General features: G+C 57.2%; 15 protein-coding genes. 8 read left to right on the forward strand and 7 right to left on the reverse strand.

The features are described 5' to 3' along the window. Positions 1-183: 183 nt before the first annotated feature. The 3 genes from CJU81_RS08370 to CJU81_RS08380 all read right to left on the reverse strand — a co-directional run bounded on the left by CJU81_RS08370 (position 184) and on the right by CJU81_RS08380 (position 3,781). Entirely contained in the window at positions 184-1,548 is a 1,365-nt protein-coding gene (locus tag CJU81_RS08370) for an aspartate aminotransferase family protein (protein ID WP_095036226.1), read from the reverse strand. A gap of 61 nt (positions 1,549-1,609) precedes the next feature. Beyond that, positions 1,610-2,968, reverse strand: a complete 1,359-nt coding sequence (locus CJU81_RS08375; RefSeq protein WP_094999614.1) for a glutamine synthetase family protein — start codon at positions 2,966-2,968, stop codon at positions 1,610-1,612. 36 nt (positions 2,969-3,004) lie between these two features. Continuing rightward, complete coding sequence (locus CJU81_RS08380) at positions 3,005-3,781, reverse strand: gamma-glutamyl-gamma-aminobutyrate hydrolase family protein (RefSeq protein ID WP_083369700.1); 777 nt, start codon at positions 3,779-3,781, stop codon at positions 3,005-3,007. 278 nt (positions 3,782-4,059) lie between these two features. Here CJU81_RS08380 and CJU81_RS08385 point away from each other — a divergent pair, with 278 nt between their 5' ends. The 3 genes from CJU81_RS08385 to CJU81_RS08395 all read left to right on the forward strand — a co-directional run bounded on the left by CJU81_RS08385 (position 4,060) and on the right by CJU81_RS08395 (position 7,088). Further along, positions 4,060-5,436 carry a glutamine synthetase family protein gene (locus tag CJU81_RS08385; RefSeq protein ID WP_095036227.1) on the forward strand — a complete coding sequence of 459 codons (1,377 nt, stop codon included), beginning with the start codon at positions 4,060-4,062 and terminating at the stop codon, positions 5,434-5,436. Between the two features lie 187 nt (positions 5,437-5,623). Continuing rightward, positions 5,624-6,367 carry a carbonic anhydrase gene (locus tag CJU81_RS08390; protein WP_095036228.1) on the forward strand — a complete coding sequence of 248 codons (744 nt, stop codon included), beginning with the start codon at positions 5,624-5,626 and terminating at the stop codon, positions 6,365-6,367. A 67-nt stretch (positions 6,368-6,434) separates the two neighbouring features. Then, positions 6,435-7,088, forward strand: coding sequence for a TetR/AcrR family transcriptional regulator (locus CJU81_RS08395; protein ID WP_095036229.1), 654 nt, complete (start codon positions 6,435-6,437; stop codon positions 7,086-7,088). A gap of 45 nt (positions 7,089-7,133) precedes the next feature. Here the strand turns inward: CJU81_RS08395 and tauD are convergent, their stop codons facing one another. Genes tauD through tauA form a run of 4 tightly spaced genes read right to left on the reverse strand, consistent with a single transcriptional unit; the run spans position 7,134 to position 10,654 of the window. Beyond that, complete coding sequence (gene tauD / locus CJU81_RS08400; protein ID WP_086795579.1) at positions 7,134-7,967, reverse strand: taurine dioxygenase; 834 nt, start codon at positions 7,965-7,967, stop codon at positions 7,134-7,136. A gap of 49 nt (positions 7,968-8,016) precedes the next feature. Continuing rightward, positions 8,017-8,853, reverse strand: coding sequence for a taurine ABC transporter permease TauC (gene tauC, locus CJU81_RS08405; protein WP_095036230.1), 837 nt, complete (start codon positions 8,851-8,853; stop codon positions 8,017-8,019). Then, positions 8,850-9,644, reverse strand: a complete 795-nt coding sequence (gene tauB, locus CJU81_RS08410) for a taurine ABC transporter ATP-binding subunit (RefSeq protein WP_095036231.1) — start codon at positions 9,642-9,644, stop codon at positions 8,850-8,852. Before tauB ends, tauC begins: the two co-directional genes overlap by 4 nt. A 26-nt stretch (positions 9,645-9,670) precedes the next feature. Beyond that, entirely contained in the window at positions 9,671-10,654 is a 984-nt protein-coding gene (tauA, locus tag CJU81_RS08415; RefSeq protein WP_095036232.1) for a taurine ABC transporter substrate-binding protein, read from the reverse strand. Between the two features lie 499 nt (positions 10,655-11,153). Between tauA and CJU81_RS08420 the strand changes: the two genes are divergently transcribed. From CJU81_RS08420 to ssuD, 5 genes are all read left to right on the forward strand, one after another. After that, complete coding sequence (locus CJU81_RS08420; protein ID WP_095036233.1) at positions 11,154-12,509, forward strand: OprD family porin; 1,356 nt, start codon at positions 11,154-11,156, stop codon at positions 12,507-12,509. 292 nt (positions 12,510-12,801) lie between these two features. After that, a complete protein-coding gene (locus CJU81_RS08425; RefSeq protein ID WP_095036234.1) occupies positions 12,802-13,440 on the forward strand; it encodes a peroxiredoxin in 639 nt (212 codons plus the stop codon). 248 nt (positions 13,441-13,688) lie between these two features. Beyond that, positions 13,689-14,282, forward strand: a complete 594-nt coding sequence (gene ssuE / locus CJU81_RS08430; protein WP_095027739.1) for an NADPH-dependent FMN reductase — start codon at positions 13,689-13,691, stop codon at positions 14,280-14,282. A 100-nt stretch (positions 14,283-14,382) separates the two neighbouring features. Next, positions 14,383-15,348 (forward strand): sulfonate ABC transporter substrate-binding protein, encoded by a 966-nt coding sequence (locus tag CJU81_RS08435; RefSeq protein WP_095036235.1) that lies wholly within the window; start codon positions 14,383-14,385, stop codon positions 15,346-15,348. A 31-nt stretch (positions 15,349-15,379) separates the two neighbouring features. Beyond that, the gene (gene ssuD / locus CJU81_RS08440) at positions 15,380-16,528 is read left to right on the forward strand and encodes an FMNH2-dependent alkanesulfonate monooxygenase (protein WP_016782830.1); all 1,149 of its coding nucleotides are present in this window, start codon (positions 15,380-15,382) and stop codon (positions 16,526-16,528) included. Positions 16,529-16,530: the final 2 nt, after the last annotated feature.

The following is a 16,530-nucleotide window of genomic DNA, read 5'->3' on the forward strand; positions in this document are numbered from 1 at the left end:
TGTAATGCTCCAATTGTTCTTTTAAACCACCGATTCAGCGACCTGATCTCAAGGTGACTAAAGCCGGCGGCTAGTCTGGCAAGATCCGGGGCAGGCTTTCAAGGGAAGAGCCTTGATTCTTAAGGCTCCGAGCGCAATTTACCGCCTTAAAACCACAGTTTTCTTACGCTCGAAGCCTAGCAGTTAACCTTGCAAAGTTTCCAAGGTCAGATCCAGGCACTTACGCGCCTTGGTCACCAGCTCGTCGATCTCGTCCTTGCTGATCACCAACGGCGGCGAGATGATCATGGTGTCGCCTACAGCGCGCATGATCAGACCGTTATCGAAGCAGAATTGTCGGCAGATCATGCCAACGCCACGACCTTCGTAACGCTTGCGCGTGGCTTTGTCCTGTACCAGTTCAATGGCACCCAGCATGCCCACACCGCGCACTTCGCCCACCAACGGGTGATCGTTCAGTTCACGTAGACGCTTTTGCAAATACGGTGCCGTTTCGGCGTGGACCTTTTCGATAATTTTTTCTTCGCGCAGGATGCGGATGTTTTCCAGCGCCACGGCGGCGGCTACCGGGTGACCCGAGTAGGTGAAGCCGTGGTTGAAGTCGCCGCCTTCATTCAGCACCGCGACCACTTCGTCGCGCACGATCAGGCCGCCCATCGGGATGTAGCCCGAGGTCAGGCCCTTGGCGATGGTCATCATGTCCGGCTTGAGGCCGTAGAAATCGCTACCGAACCACTCGCCGGTGCGACCAAAACCACAAATCACTTCATCGGCCACGAACAGGATGTCGTATTTGGCCAGGATTTCCTTGATGCGCGGCCAATAGGTGGCTGGCGGCACAATCACACCGCCCGCGCCCTGGATCGGCTCGGCAATAAAGGCACCGACATTGTCGACGCCCAGTTCGAGGATTTTTTCTTCCAGCTGGTTGGCGGCCCAGATACCGAACTCTTCCGGGGACATATCGCCCCCTTCACCGAACCAGTACGGCTGCGGGATGTGGGTAATGCCCGGGATCGGTAAGTCGCCCTGTTCGTGCATGTAAGTCATGCCGCCCAGACTGGCACCGGCCACGGTGGAACCGTGGTAGCCGTTCTTGCGGCTGATGATGGTCTTTTTATTGGGCTGGCCCTTGATCGCCCAGTAATGGCGAACCATGCGCAGCATGGTGTCGTTGCCTTCAGAGCCTGAGCCGGTGAAGAACACATGATTCATGCCTTCAGGCGCGATCTCGGCGATGGCTTTGGACAGTTCAAGAACTGGCGGGTGGGCGGTCATGAAAAACAGGTTGTAGTACGGCAGTTCACGCATTTGCTTGCTGGCCGCTTCAGCCAGCTCGTCACGGCCATAGCCGATGGCAACACACCACAGGCCGGCCATGCCGTCGAGAATCTTGTGGCCTTCGCTGTCCCACAGGTACACGCCCTTGGCGTGAGTGATGATGCGTGGGCCGACTTCTTTCAACTGTTTGAAGTCACTGAACGGTGCCAGGTGGTGATCGTTGCTCAGTTGTTGCCATTCGAGGGTTTGCGGGTTCTTGTTGGTCATACGGCTCTCCTTTAGTCAGTAGAGGAGGGGCGGCGCCTTCCTGGCTCGCCCCTCCAGCGTGTCAGACGGCGAACAGCAGGAATTCCCGCTCCCACGAACTGATGACGCGCTTGAAGTTTTCATGCTCGGCACGTTTGACGGCCACGTAACCGGTGATGAACTTGGTGCCCAGGTACTTCTCGACCGTCTTGCTGTTTTCCATGCGCTCCAAAGCGTCTTCGATGGTCAACGGCAAGCGCAGGTTGCGGCGCTCGTAACCCCGGCCCACTACAGGCGCGCTCGGGTTGATGCCTTCAACCATGCCGATATAGCCACACAGCAGGCTGGCAGCAATCGCCAGGTACGGGTTGGCATCGGCGCCCGGCAGGCGGTTCTCGACACGGCGGTTTTGCGGGCCGGCATCCGGTACACGCAAACCCACGGTGCGGTTCTCCTCGCCCCACTCCACGTTTACCGGCGCCGAGGTATCAGGCAAGAAACGACGGAACGAGTTCACATTCGGAGCAAACAGCGGCAACAGCTCTGGAATGAACTTCTGCAGGCCGCCGATGTGGTTGAGGAACAGGTCGCTCATGGTTCCATCTTCATTGGAGAAGATGTTTTTGCCGGTGTTGATATCGATGATGCTCTGGTGCAAATGCATGGCACTGCCTGGCTCACCGGTCATCGGTTTGGCCATGAACGTGGCGGCCACGTCGTGCTTGAGCGCGGCTTCGCGCATGGTGCGCTTGAACACCAGAATCTGGTCGGCCAGCGACAGTGCGTCGCCGTGACGGAAGTTGATTTCCATCTGCGCCGTGCCGTCTTCATGGATCAGCGTGTCCAGATCCAGCTTTTGCAGTTCGCACCAGTCGTAGACGTCTTCGAACAACGGGTCGAATTCGTTGGCCGCTTCAATGGAGAAGGACTGACGACCGGTTTCCGGGCGGCCGGAGCGGCCTACGGGTGGCTGCAACGGGTAATCCGGGTCGTCGCTGCGCTTGGTCAGGTAAAACTCCATCTCCGGCGCCACGATCGGCTGCCAGCCGTGGTCGGCGTAGAGCTTGAGCACCTTTTTAAGCACGTTGCGCGGTGACAACTCAATCGGGTTGCCCTGCTTGTCGTAGGTGTCGTGGATCACCTGAGCGGTTGGCTCAATAGCCCACGGCACCACAAATACTGCGTTCTGGTCGGGACGGCAGACCATATCGATGTCTGCCGGATCGAGGAGTTCGTAATAGATGTCGTCTTCGACATAGTCGCCCGTTACGGTTTGCAGCAATACGCTCTCGGGCAGGCGCATGCCTTTTTCGGCAATGAACTTGTTGGTCGGCGAAATCTTGCCGCGAGTAATCCCGGTAAGGTCGGCGATCATGCATTCGACTTCTGTGATCTTGTGGTCTTTCAACCAATCGGTGAGCTGGTCGAGGTTGTTACTCATAAATGCCTCTGGGCTGAGTGTCCTGAATTGAATAAGTCAGGCGTTTACTGACGCGTCTGCGTCGCGTTGTGTTGCGCGCCGTCTGCAGGCATCTCCAAATGCCTGGAAGATGGCGAGGTAAATCGGGTTAGAGCTTACCTGCCATTCGGGGTGCCACTGAACCGCCAAAGCAAAAGCCTTGCCGTCTTTGACCGACACGGCTTCGACCAGGCCGTCCGGAGCAATGGCTTCTGCGCGTAAACCGGGGGCCAGTTGATCAACGCCCTGGGTGTGAATCGAATTGACCTCGAACTCCGCGGGCAAGCCCAGGCCGGCCAACACACCGCCTGGCTGAACGCGCATGGCGTGGCTGGGTGCATACTGCACTTCAACGGGAGCGCTGGGGTCTTCGCGGTGCTCGATATAGCCTTCGACTTCGTGCAATTTCTGGTGAAGTGAGCCACCCAGAGCTACATTCAATTCCTGAAAGCCACGGCAAATGCCAAGCACCGGAACACCCGCAGCCAGTGCAGCACGAATCAGGGGAAGGGTCGTGCGATCACGGTCAGGATCATGCAGCGTGCCAGGCGCGCTGGCGGGGCCGTGATACAAATGGGGTTCAATATTGGAGGGTGACCCGGTAAAGAGCAGGCCGTCCAGACCGTCAAGAATATCGGTCGGATCAATCAGTTCCGCCAATGACGGAATGATCAGAGGCAAGCCTTTGGCGGCTACCGCAACTGCTCGCACGTACTTATCGCCAGTGATGTGATAAGGATGCAAACCGATCTGCTTGGTGCAGGCGGTAACGCCGATTAACGGCAGGCGTGACATGTAACACCCCGGTATTATTGCTGTTATGGGTTTGAATCGAGCTTAGCCTTGTTCATTTTTTTACACAACACCCCCGTAAAAAATACAACACGGCCCGCTCAAGCCTGCGGGCGCCAAGCGTCAAAACAGAACAAATACGCCCTAAAAAGCGTCAAAAATGGCCTTCTGGCGCTTTTTAAGGGCAAAAAACAGGCTGCTTGACTTCGGTATGCCGTTCGGGTTGACTGAATCCCGTAGCGCTCAATGATTGATATTTTTAACAACAAAGGTGTTGCATCATGTCGGTACCCCCGCGTGCCGTTCAGCTTAACGAAGCGAACGCGTTCCTTAAGGATCATCCTGAGGTTCTGTACGTAGACCTTCTCATTGCGGATATGAATGGTGTGGTGCGCGGCAAGCGCATCGAACGCACCAGCCTGCACAAGGTTTACGAGAAAGGCATCAACCTGCCTGCCTCTTTATTTGCTCTGGATATCAATGGCTCAACGGTGGAAAGCACCGGTCTGGGTCTGGATATCGGTGACGCTGACCGGATCTGTTATCCAATTCCTGACACCCTGTGCAATGAACCCTGGCAAAAGCGCCCAACCGCGCAGTTGCTGATGACCATGCACGAACTTGAAGGTGAACCTTTTTTCGCCGACCCGCGCGAAGTACTGCGTCAAGTTGTTACCAAATTTGACGAGCTGGGACTGACCATTTGTGCCGCTTTCGAGCTGGAGTTCTACCTGATCGACCAGGAGAACGTTAACGGTCGCCCACAGCCTCCACGTTCGCCGATCTCCGGCAAACGCCCGCATTCAACTCAGGTTTACCTGATCGACGACCTCGATGAATACGTCGACTGCCTCCAGGACATTCTGGAAGGCGCCAAAGAGCAAGGCATCCCGGCTGACGCCATCGTTAAAGAAAGTGCCCCGGCGCAGTTCGAAGTGAACCTGCACCACGTTGCCGACCCGATCAAGGCTTGCGACTACGCGGTACTGCTCAAGCGTCTGATCAAAAACATCGCCTACGACCATGAGATGGACACCACGTTCATGGCCAAGCCTTACCCGGGCCAGGCGGGCAACGGACTACACGTTCATATTTCGATTCTGGACAAAGAAGGCAAAAATATTTTTGCCAGCGAGGATCCCGAGCAGAACGCCGCATTGCGTCACGCGATCGGCGGTGTGCTCGAGACCCTACCGGCACAGATGGCGTTCCTTTGCCCTAACGTGAACTCCTACCGTCGTTTCGGCGCACAGTTCTATGTGCCCAACTCGCCGTGCTGGGGCCTGGACAACCGTACCGTGGCCATTCGCGTACCGACCGGCTCGGCCGACTCAGTACGTATCGAACACCGGGTTGCCGGTGCCGATGCCAACCCGTACCTGTTGATGGCCTCTGTGCTGGCCGGCGTGCACCATGGTCTGACCAACAAGATCGAACCGGGCGCACCCGTTGAAGGCAACAGCTACGAGCAAAATGAGCAAAGCCTGCCGAACAACTTGCGCGATGCATTGCGTGAACTGGATGACAGCGAAGTAATGGCCAAATATATCGACCCGAAATACATCGATATTTTTGTCGCCTGTAAAGAGAGCGAGCTGGAAGAGTTTGAACACTCCATCTCCGACCTCGAATACAACTGGTACCTGCATACCGTGTAAGCGATTGCAGTCCAAAAAAACGCCGCCGGCCTTAAAGCCTGCGGCGTTTTTTTATGGACATAGACCACCGATCGGATTGCCCTTTACTATCGCATGCGCAAGAAAATAACTACGGAAATTTCACACGCAAAATCTCACGATAAAGATCCGACGGACATTTCCAGCCCCCGTCTACGAAGACACCATCATGAGAAGCTATTATCTAGGCATTACCCTGTTAGCCATCGGTCTCGGCCCCGTCACTGCGGCCCCCTCGAATCCCCCCCACTGGAGCTACACATCCCCCTCCGGGCCTGACGAGTGGGGCGATCTGCACGACACCCACGCCCTGTGCAACACAGGTACCCAACAATCACCGATCAATATCAAAGCCAACACCCAGGGAGACTTGCCAACCCTGGATCTCCAATACCCCGCTGGCCCCGCCGTGGTCAAACACAATGGCCACACTCTGGAAGTCACCTTGAAAACCGCGGGCTACATGACTCTGCCGTCAGGCACCTATGACTTTGTACAGATGCACTTTCATGCCCCCGCCGAAATGCAGATCGAAGGCCATAAGTACCCATTTAGCGCTCATCTGGTACACCGTGATGCCGCCGGCAACCTGGCGGTGATTGCCTTGTTATTTAACGTCGGAGAAAAAAACAAGACCTTGGCCCCCCTGTTCTCGAACATGCCCCGTCACGAGGGTGACTCAGTGGCCTTGAACAACCTGGATTTGAAAAGCTTGTTTCCTGCAAAGCAGGATTACTTCACTTTCATGGGTTCGCTGACAACTCCGCCATGTACGGAAGGCGTTCGCTGGCAGGTATTGAAGGTGCCGGGCACGATATCCAAAAAACAATTGAATGATTTCAAACAATTGTTCCCGATGAATGCGCGTCCAATCCAGCCGACTAACGATCGTCCTGTGAAGTTAGGAGGCTGACGCCGCGGGTTTACAGACAACCTCGAACCCGGCTCGTACAATGCCGGTTGCCCTTGAGGAGACGCTGATGTCCCGCCCCGCCGCTCCACGCGCTACACCTCGAAAGTCACGCGCTCGCAGCCAGGGCCGGATCGACTCGATACTCGACGCTGCCCGCACATTGCTGGCAGTCGAAGGTGTGGCCAGCCTGTCGATTTACAGCGTGGCCGAACGCGCGCAAATCCCGCCATCGTCGGTCTATCACTTTTTCGCCGGCGTGCCGGCCCTGCTGCAAGCTCTGACAGGCGATGTACACGCAGCCTTCCGCGCCTGCCTGCAGGCACCGATCGATCATCAGGCGCTTGGCAGCTGGCGCGATCTGTCGCGCATCGTTGAGCAACGCATGCTGAAGATCTACAACGAGGATGCTGCGGCCCGCCAGTTGATCCTTGCCCAGCATGGCCTCACTGAGGTGACGCAGGCTGACCGCCAGCACGACCTTGAGTTGGGGCAACTCATGCACGCGTTGTTTATGCGTCATTTTGAATTGCCAGTACTGCCACAAGACGTGGACGTATTTGCCCTGGCGATGGAGCTGGGCGACCGCGTGTATGCGCGCTCAATCCAGTTGCACGAGCACATCACCCCGCGCATGGCCGAGGAAAGCATGCGGGTGGTAGATGTTTATCTGGGGCTGTATTTGCCGCCGTTTTTGCCGAAACGCGAGAGCCCCTCTCCCTGAGGGAGAGGGCTGGGGTGAGGGCAAAAGGCTCACTCCGCAATCAAATCAAAACGGCGCGTCACCCAGAATCGTTGCACGGTGCATCACACGGCGATTGGGGCGGTAGTCATCTACGGCGTAATGCTGGGTCACACGGTTATCCCAAAACGCCACGTCGTTTTCCTGCCAGCGCCAGCGAATGGTGTATTCCGGGCGAGTGGCGTGGGCGAACAACAGCTTCAAAATCGCTTCACTTTCAGCTTCCGACAGCTCATTGATGCGCGTGGTGAAACCTTCATTGACGAACAACGATTTGCGTCCGCTTACCGGGTGGGTGCGAATCACCGGGTGCGACAGCGGCGGATTGTTTTTGCGGGTCTGCTCCCAGCGCGCCAGATCTTCCGGGGTCGAGCCAAAGCGCTCCAGCGGAAATGACTTGGTGAAGTCGTGGGTTGCGGTCAAGCCATCAAGCAGCACCTGCAACGGTTTGGACAGCCCTTCAAAAGCTGCAATCCCGGCGGCCCACAAGGTGTCGCCACCAAAAGCCGGCAACTGCTTGGCACTCAACACCGCGCCCATGGCCGGGGTCGGCAAAAAGGTCACATCGGTGTGCCATACCGCGTTGTCACGCACATCAGTCACGGCGGTATCCAGCACCAGCACTTCCGGCTGCTCCGGCACATTGGGGTAGATCGGATGAATATGCAGATCACCAAAATGGGCGGCAAAACGTGCCTGCTGCTGCGGTGTAATCGACTGGTTCTTGAAGAACACCACGTGATGCTCAAGCAATGCTTGCTCGATGGCATCACGGTGCTCAAGGCTCAGCGGTTGAGTCAGGTCGACACCATCAATCTGGGCGCCCAGGGCAGAGCTAATCGGGGTAATGGTCAGGCTCATGATCTATCTCTTTATCAGCGCGCCGATTAATCAGCGTCGAGTTCTGTTGTTAGTGAGCCTGGCCGTGCCACGGCACCAGCTTGCGTTGCAGGGCGCGCAGGCCCATTTCCATGGCAAAGGCGATGATGGCAATCACCAGAATCCCCAGTACCACCACATCGGTCACCAGAAACTGCGCGGCGGACTGCACCATAAAACCCAGGCCACTGGTGGCAGCGATCAGTTCGGCGGCCACCAGCGTCGACCAGCCCACGCCCAGACCGATACGCACACCGGTCAAGATATCCGGCAGGGCGCTCGGCAAAATCACATGGCGGATCAACTGCCAGCGCGTCGCACCCAACGACTGCGCAGCACGGACCTTGGCCGGGTCAACGGTGCGCACGCCGGTGGCGGTGGCAATAGCGATCGGGGCGAAAATCGCCAGATAGATCAGCAGCACTTTCGACAGCTCGCCAATACCGCACCAGATCACGATCAGCGGCAGATAGGCCAATGGCGGGATTGGCCGATAGAACTCGATCAGCGGGTCGAAGATCCCCCGCGCAATGCGGTTATGGCCAATGGCGATACCCACAGGTACCGCCGTCAGGATCGCAAAGCCCAGACCCAGGCCAATACGGCTCAGGCTTGCACCCAGGTGCTGCCACAAGGTGGAGTCCATGTAGCCAGTAGTCGCCAGCAACCAGCCTTTTTGCAACACGGCAGAGGGCGGCGGCAAAAACAACGGCTCGATCAAACCGGCAGCGGTAACGGCCCACCACACGGCGATCAGGGTGACCAGTGTCAGGACACTGATCCAGCGTGTGCTCAGGCTGCGCTTGGCCGGGCGCGGGGCGTGGGGCGCAGTAACCGGGGCGGCTGCGACTGCTTCATAACTGCTCATGCGCGCTCCTGCCGCTGAGCGGCACCGCGTTGTGAAAACACGCGCTCAAGCACGTGCTCACGGGTTTCAATAAAACGAGGGTCGGATTTGATCGAACGGGCAGACTCGCCGGCGTTGTAGCGCTGACCAAAATCCAGGGTCAAACGCTCAACGATGCGGCCGGGGTTAGGCGCCAGTAAAATCAGGTCAGTGGCCAGAAACACCGCTTCTTCAATGTCGTGGGTAATCAGGAACACCGGTTTGTCGGTGCGGCGGCACACTTGCAGCAACAGCTCCTGCATCTGCTCACGGGTGAATGCGTCGAGGGCACCGAAGGGTTCGTCCATCAGCAATACGCGAGGGTCGGCAGCCAGCGCACGGGCCAGGCCCACACGCTGTTTTTGCCCGCCGGAGAGTTCCCACACGCGGCGTTTTTCAAAGCCGGACAAATCCACCAGTGAAAGCATTTCACGGGCACGGGCTTCACGTTTGTCGCGCGGTACACCCGCCAGTTCAAGCCCGAATGCCACGTTGGCCAGTACGTCTTGCCATGGCAGCAGCACATCGTCCTGAAACACCACACCGCGCTCGGCGCTCGGGCCGTGGACGGGCACATTATCGAGGGTGATTCGACCAGCGCTGGGCTCGACGAAACCAGCGATCAGGTTCAACAAAGAGGTCTTGCCGCTGCCCGACGGGCCAAGTGCGACCAGCAGTTGCTGTGGCCCGAGGCTGACGGAAATATCCGACAGCACCGGCTCAGCGGCGCCTGGGTACTGTGCGCTGATGCGCTCCAGTGATAACAAGGCCATGACGGTCGACTCCTTAGCGGCGTTGGTTATTGAGTTACAAAAGTGGCGTTGACCGACGGTGCGTAGTCCGGCAGTACGGCATCGACCTTTTTCTGCTCTTTCAGGAACGCAGCGGTGTCGGCCAGGGCTTTGGTAGTTGGAGCTCCCAGCAATACCACCTGGTCAGCGGCCAGCGGGTAGACGTTACCTTGCAACAACAGCGGGATATCGGCGGCCTTGGCACCCGAAAGCTTCACGACTTTGTCGATATTGCCCTGATTGGCCAGCCAGGCTTTTGGATCCTTGTGGTAGTCGGCGTAGGCATCCAGGGTCACTTTGGCGAACTGTTTGACCACTTCAGGGTGCCTGGCGGCGTAATCCTTGCGCACGATCCAGGCATCAAAAGTCGGCGCGCCGAGCTTGCCCAGTTCGCCCGAGGTGATCAGCACTTTGCCGTTCTCTTTGGCGGTGCCCAAAGCCGAGTCCCATACGTAAGTAGCGTCGATATCACCCCGCTTCCACGCAGCGACGATGGCCGGTGGCGCCAGGTTCAGAATTTGTACTTTCGAAGGGTCGATGTTCCAGTGCTTCAACGCAGCCAGCAGGCTGTAGTGACCGGTAGACACAAATGGCACGGCCACTTTTTTACCGACCAGATCCTGCGGGCCGTTGATACCCGAGCCGTTGCGGGCAACCAGCGCTTCAGATCCGCCCAACTGAGTGGCGATCAAAAAGGTTTCGACCGGTACGTTACGGGTCACGGCTGCGGTGAGCGGGCTGGAACCCAGGTAGGCAATCTGCACATCACCCGAGGCGATGGCGGCAATGATATCTGCGCCGTTATCAAATTTGCGCCAGTTGATCTTGGCGTCGGTGGCTTTTTCGTAAGCACCGTCGGCCTGGGCGACTTTGGCCGGATCAACGGTGGTTTGGTAAGCCACGGTGACATCCGAGCTGGCAGCCTGCGCGAAGAAGCTGGCACCCGCCAGAGACAAAGCAGCCAAAAGGCGTAGGGGAGAGTGCAGTTTCATCAGGAAGCTCCTCGGCAGGTGGCCGGATATCGGCTGGATGCGAGGTTAAATGATCTAAGAATCAGTAAATAAATAACTTTTAAGCATTAGCTTATGTAGTTCTGCAACATGCAGACACGTGCCCGCGCAATAACTGCTACGGCGTTTTCACCGGCAGGTGATTAGGTCGAAGGTTTAAGAACCAAAGGCTATTAAAAGATTCATGAAATTATGTTTATAAATTAGACAAAAGACCGATAGCATTCCCACGCGCGCATGTAGGAGAAACCCTTCTTTATGCCTATTTGATCTGAAAAGATCAGAAACAATTCTTTTTAGGTTTATTAAATAGCCATTAATCTGCGCACAAACGACGGATGACTAGACAAAGGTCGTAGACATGGTTGGTTACGATTGACTTGGCGGTCACCGTCTGGCGCTAATCGCGCATCTGTAGCACCCGGACATCAGATCCGGGGCTAAAGAACTACAAAAATTAGAAACGCAAAGGAGCAACACAATGAACAAGTCCACCTTGGCCATCGCTGTGGCCGTAGGTTTGCTGGCACAACAAGCAAGCGCTGCCGGCTTTATCGAAGACAGCAAGGCAACGCTGAAGCTGCGTAACTTCTATATCAACAACGATAACCGTGATTCGGGTGCGCCGAAGAACTCCAACTACACCGCTGAATGGGGCCAAGGCTTCCAGCTGGACTTCGCCTCGGGTTTCACCCAGGGCACAGTCGGTTTTGGTATTGATGCCATTGGCCTGCTGGGCGTCAAGCTTGACTCCAGCACTGCCAAACACGGCAACCCTAACGGCACAAGTTACGGCGGCTCGGTATTCCCAAGCGATGGCAACCACGCTGTAGACGATTTCTCCAGCCTGGGCCTGACCGCAAAAGCCAAAGTTTCCCAGACCGAACTGCGCATCGGCACCCTGCAGCCAAAACTCCCAGTTATCGTCAGCAACGACGGTCGCATGCTGCCGCAAACCTTCCAAGGCGGCCAGATCACCTCCAGCGAGTTCAAGGATCTGACCTTCACCGGCGGCCAGATCGAGCACGCCAAGGGCCGTAACTCGAGCAACAACGAAGGCTTGTCGATTGCCGGCGCCAACGGTGGTTCGGACTACAGCAAAGGCAAGTTCGTCAACAAGTTCTACTACGGCGGCGTTGACTACAAACTGAACAAAGACCTGTTGCTGCAGTACTACTACGGCAACCTGGAAAATTTCTACAAGCAAAACTTCCTGGGTCTGGTACACAACTGGTCCATCGGCCCGGGCGTGTTGAAATCTGACCTGCGCTACTTCAACAGCACCGACGATGGCAAGAACGGCCACGACCCTGCTTACTACACATCCGGCAGCTATCAGGGCCAGGCCAGCGGCAAAGGTAAGGTCGACAACAACCTGATCAGCGGCCTGTTCCTGTACACAGTTGAAGGCCACACCTTCGGTGGCGGTTATCAGGTTAGCAACGGCAGCAGCGACTTCCCGTTCCTGAACCAGGGCGACGGCGCGTCGGCTTACATCCCTACCGATATGCAGATCTCGAAATTCGCCCGTGCTGGCGAACGCACCTGGCAGGCACGCTACTCGTATGACTTCGCCAAAGTGGGCGTACCTGGCCTGACGGCGGGCGCGGTTTACCTGCGCGGCGACAATATCGACACCTACAGCGGTGGCAAGCAGGTGAGCAATGGCGCTTCCGAGTGGGAACGCGATATCACCGTGGCTTATGTTATCCAGGAAGGCGCGCTGAAAAACCTCGGCTTCATGTGGAAAAACGCCATGTGGCGCAACGATATTGCTTCGACTCGCGACCAGGACGAAAACCGCCTGATCGTCAGCTACTCGATCCCGTTGTTGTAAGCGTGATTTAGTACAAAAGTAAGAAAAATCCTGCCCGGCGCAATGCCGGGCAGGGTGTTTACCGAAGACCTGAACGGTCAATTCGCAACACATTAATAGTCGCAGCTCCCTGCCGCTCCCCTTGCCATGCTGAGTCCACAGTGGACCCGGGGCATTGTTGCGTCCAATGAAACTGTTTTTAATATCTCTTTTAGTTCTAATTAAATCGATATTTATTCTTTTTAATTATCTCCTGATGCATGCAGAGTTACTCCAACACGCCCTGCCACTGCCTATAAAAAGGAGCTGCACCATGAGCCTCAGACTCGGCGATATCGCCCCCGATTTCGAACAGGATTCCAGCGCCGGCAAGATCCACTTCCATGAATGGCTGGGCGACAGTTGGGGCATTTTGTTCTCGCACCCGGCGGACTTCACCCCGGTGTGCACCACCGAACTGGGTTTCACCGCCAAGCTCAAGGATGAGTTTGCCAAGCGCGGCGTAAAAGCCATCGCGCTGTCGGTAGACCCTGTGGACTCGCACCACAAGTGGATCGAAGACATCAACGAAACCCAGAACACCGTGGTCAATTTCCCGATCCTGGCTGATGCCGATCGCAAGGTGTCCGACCTCTACGACCTGATCCACCCCAATGCCAGCGACACCCTGACCGTGCGCTCGCTGTTCGTGATTGATCCGAACAAAAAAATCCGCCTGACCATTACTTACCCGGCCAGCACCGGGCGTAACTTCAACGAAATCTTGCGGGTCATTGATTCCCTGCAACTGACGGACAGCCACAAAGTCGCGACGCCGGCTAACTGGCAGGACGGCGACGAGGTGGTGATCGTGCCGTCGCTCAAGGACGAAGACGAAATCAAGCGTCGCTTCCCCAAGGGCTACCGCGCCGTGAAGCCCTACCTGCGCCTGACGCCGCAGCCCAATAAATAGCACCAGAATTCCTTTAGCAGCCTCGTTCCTTCGGCAGCTGCTACAGATATAGCGTGTCTTCCACAGGGTTTTGGGCCGTTTCGACGGCCTTTTTTTTGCTTTCGATTTAACAAAAAGGCATATGCGTTTTAAGAATAAACAAATGAATAAATATGATTTATAGATATATAAATCACCTGTTATGGTCTGTTCACTAAAGCGAAAACGCTTACAGCGAATTGCACATATTCATTCAAGGAAACGTCTAGATGCTGGTCGTGACACTCGGAGGAAGCCCAAGCCAACGTTCCCGCTCAGGAGTGTTGCTGGACCACGCCAAACGCTGGCTCAACCAGCAAGGCGTTGAAGTAGTGAGCTATCAGGTACGCGACTTTCCGGCCGAGGACTTGCTGCACGCACGCTTCGACAGCCCGAAAATCATCGACCTGCTGCAACAAATCGAAAACGCCGACGGCCTGGTGATTGCGACCCCGGTGTACAAAGCCTCGTTTAGCGGCGCACTGAAAACCGTGCTCGATTTGCTCCCCGAACGCGCCCTGAGCCACAAAGTGGTTCTGCCCATCGCTACCGGCGGCAGCATCGCCCACATGCTGGCCGTGGACTACGCCCTCAAGCCGGTACTGTCGGCACTCAAGGCCCAGGAAATGCTCCACGGTATTTTTGCCGAAGACAGCCAGATCGCTTACGGCGAAGGTGGCGCACAAGCGCAACTGGTGCCGATTCTGCAACAGCGCCTGCAAGAGTCACTCGAACAGTTCTACAGCGCCCTGGCGCGTCGCCCCAAGCCTCTGGACCCGAGCATCCTCAACGAGCGCCTGGTGACGGCTCGCTGGAGCATCTGAGACAGCATTTTTCCCACAGATAAAAGCTCCACCACCTTACTGAACCGCTAACGGCCCAGCAGGTGCTACCCGAATCCCGAACAACAAAAAGGAGAGCGCCATGCGCCCTGTCATTTTGCGTCGTGGTCTGGTCGCACTGTTAGCTGCGGCTGTTTCCTTCGGCGCTGTTACCCAGGCTCAAGCCGATACCCTGCGCATCGGTTATCAGAAATACGGCACGCTGATGCTGCTCAAGGCCAAAGGCACGCTGGACAAGCGTCTGGCAGAGCAGGGCGTAGACGTGCAATGGACAGAATTCCCCGGCGGCCCGCAACTGCTGGAAGGCCTGAACGTAGGCTCCATCGACTTCGGCGTGACCGGCGAAACTCCGCCGGTGTTCGCCCAGGCTGCGGGTGCTGACCTGCTCTACGTCGCCTACGAGCCGCCAGCTCCCACCAGCGAAGCGATCCTGGTGCCCAAGGATTCACCGATCAAATCGGTGCAAGACCTCAAAGGCAAAAAGGTTGTGCTCAACAAAGGCTCCAACGTGCACTACCTGCTGGTACGTGCCCTTGAAGACGCCGGCCTGAAATACAGCGATATCCAGACCGTGTTCCTGCCACCCGCCGATGCCCGCGCTGCTTTCGAGCGTGGCAGTGTCGATGCATGGGTGATTTGGGACCCGTACCAGGCCGCTGCCGAACAACAGCTGCAAGCGCGCACCCTGCGTGACGCCAGCGGTATCGCTGACAACCATCAGTTCTATCTGGCCACCAAGCCCTACGCCGAACAGCACCCCAAGGTGATCGAAACCCTGGTCGATGAAGTGCGCAATATTGGCGAATGGGCCAAGGCCCACCCTGAAGACGTGACTGAACAAGTCGCGCCACTGCTGGGCCTGTCTCCTGAAATCACCCTTACGGCGGTCAAGCGCCAGGGCTACGGCGCACAGTTCCTGACTCCGGAAGTGGTCAATGCACAGCAAAAAATCGCTGACAGTTTTTACCAGCTCAAGCTGATACCCAAGCCGCTGGTTGTGAAAGACGTGATCTGGACGCCCCCGACCAATCTGGCCAAAGCCAACTAACGCTTGCTGCCCCTAATTAGGAGACCACTCCATGAGCCTCAATATTTTCTGGTTCCTGCCTACCCACGGTGATGGCCATTACCTTGGCACCTCCGAGGGCGCCCGCGCCGTCGACTACGGTTATCTGCAACAAGTCGCACAGGCTGCTGACCGCCTGGGCTTTGGCGGGGTACTGATTCCGACAGGACGATCGTGCGAAGACTCATGGCTGGTGGCGGCATCGCTGATCCCCGTGACCCAGCGTCTGAAATTTCTGGTAGCCCTGCGCCCCGGTATTGTTTCGCCAACCGTGGCGGCGCGTCAGGCAGCGACCCTGGACCGTTTGTCCGGCGGCCGCGCCCTGTTCAACCTGGTCACCGGCGGTGATCCGGAAGAACTGGCCGGTGATGGCCTGTTCCTCAGCCACGAAGAGCGCTATCAAGCGTCGGTGGAATTCACCCGCATTTGGCGCCGCGTGCTCGAAGGCGAAACCGTGGACTACGACGGCGAGCACATCACCGTCAAAGGCGCCAAGCTGCTCTACCCACCGATCCAGCAACCGCGTCCGCCGCTGTATTTCGGTGGATCGTCCGAAGCAGCGCAGGATCTGGCTGCCGAACAAGTGGAGATGGTACTGACCTGGGGCGAGCCACCGGCCGCCGTTGCAGAGAAAATCGAGCAGGTACGGGCCAAGGCCGCCAAGCTGGGCCGCACTGTGCGCTTCGGCATCCGCTTGCATGTGATTGTGCGTGAAACCAACGAAGAGGCATGGAAAGCCGCCGACAAACTGATCTCCCACCTGGACGACGACACCATCGCCCGCGCCCAGGCTTCGCTGTCGCGCTTTGACTCGGTTGGCCAGCAACGCATGGCCGCCCTGCACGGTGGCAGCCGCGACAACCTCGAAGTCAGCCCCAACCTGTGGGCAGGGGTTGGCCTGGTGCGTGGCGGCGCCGGCACAGCGCTGGTCGGTGATGGCCCGACCGTGGCCGCACGGGTTCAGGAGTACGCCGACCTGGGTATCGACACCTTTATCTTCTCCGGCTACCCGCACCTGGAAGAGTCCTATCGCGTGGCCGAACTGCTGTTCCCGCATCTGGATATCGAACGCCCGGAACTGCCAAAAAGCGCTGGCTACGTGAGCCCGTTCGGCGAAATGGTCGCCAATGACATCCTCCCTAAAGCCGCGTCGCAGAGCTGAGG

Origin of the sequence: Pseudomonas fragi, assembly GCF_002269505.1 — a bacterium.
GTDB classification, from domain to species: domain Bacteria; phylum Pseudomonadota; class Gammaproteobacteria; order Pseudomonadales; family Pseudomonadaceae; genus Aquipseudomonas; species Aquipseudomonas fragi_D.

Coding starts and splice junctions, on each gene's coding strand:
- tauB (WP_095036231.1), bottom strand. CDS start 9,644: ATGGCCTTGTTATCACTGGAGCGCATCAGCGCACAGTACCCAGGCGCC.
- CJU81_RS08420 (WP_095036233.1), top strand. CDS start 11,154: ATGAACAAGTCCACCTTGGCCATCGCTGTGGCCGTAGGTTTGCTGGCA.
- CJU81_RS08425 (WP_095036234.1), top strand. CDS start 12,802: ATGAGCCTCAGACTCGGCGATATCGCCCCCGATTTCGAACAGGATTCC.
- ssuE (WP_095027739.1), top strand. CDS start 13,689: ATGCTGGTCGTGACACTCGGAGGAAGCCCAAGCCAACGTTCCCGCTCA.
- CJU81_RS08395 (WP_095036229.1), top strand. CDS start 6,435: ATGTCCCGCCCCGCCGCTCCACGCGCTACACCTCGAAAGTCACGCGCT.
- tauC (WP_095036230.1), bottom strand. CDS start 8,853: ATGAGCAGTTATGAAGCAGTCGCAGCCGCCCCGGTTACTGCGCCCCAC.
- CJU81_RS08375 (WP_094999614.1), bottom strand. CDS start 2,968: ATGAGTAACAACCTCGACCAGCTCACCGATTGGTTGAAAGACCACAAG.
- CJU81_RS08380 (WP_083369700.1), bottom strand. CDS start 3,781: ATGTCACGCCTGCCGTTAATCGGCGTTACCGCCTGCACCAAGCAGATC.
- ssuD (WP_016782830.1), top strand. CDS start 15,380: ATGAGCCTCAATATTTTCTGGTTCCTGCCTACCCACGGTGATGGCCAT.
- CJU81_RS08390 (WP_095036228.1), top strand. CDS start 5,624: ATGAGAAGCTATTATCTAGGCATTACCCTGTTAGCCATCGGTCTCGGC.
- CJU81_RS08370 (WP_095036226.1), bottom strand. CDS start 1,548: ATGACCAACAAGAACCCGCAAACCCTCGAATGGCAACAACTGAGCAAC.
- tauA (WP_095036232.1), bottom strand. CDS start 10,654: ATGAAACTGCACTCTCCCCTACGCCTTTTGGCTGCTTTGTCTCTGGCG.
- CJU81_RS08435 (WP_095036235.1), top strand. CDS start 14,383: ATGCGCCCTGTCATTTTGCGTCGTGGTCTGGTCGCACTGTTAGCTGCG.
- tauD (WP_086795579.1), bottom strand. CDS start 7,967: ATGAGCCTGACCATTACCCCGATTAGCTCTGCCCTGGGCGCCCAGATT.
- CJU81_RS08385 (WP_095036227.1), top strand. CDS start 4,060: ATGTCGGTACCCCCGCGTGCCGTTCAGCTTAACGAAGCGAACGCGTTC.